Origin of the sequence: Bittarella massiliensis (ex Durand et al. 2017), from assembly GCF_017566145.1 — a bacterium.
Classification (GTDB): Bacteria; Bacillota; Clostridia; order Oscillospirales; family Ruminococcaceae; genus Bittarella; species Bittarella massiliensis_A.
Map to the genome: position 1 here is coordinate 1 of NZ_JABFCL010000389.1, position 210 is coordinate 210.

General features: G+C 41.9%; 1 protein-coding gene. It reads left to right on the forward strand.

What is annotated here, in order from left to right; translation table 11 throughout:
- A partial coding sequence (locus HJY11_RS14770) for a phosphoribosyltransferase (protein ID WP_279571122.1) occupies nt 1-210 on the forward strand: 210 nt, incomplete at both ends.

Consider the following 210-nt stretch of genomic DNA (forward strand, 5'->3'; position numbering starts at 1 on the left):
GTAAAGATTATGAAGGAAAAGAAGTGCATCTCATCTGTGTATTAAAAGGTGGCGTATTCTTTATGTGCGAACTGGCAAAGAGAATTACCGTGCCGGTGTCCATGGACTTTATGAGTGTTAGCAGTTATGGTGACGGAACAGCTTCAAGCGGTGTAGTTAAGATTGCAAAAGACCTTGATGAGACACTGGAAGGAAAAGATGTTCTGATCG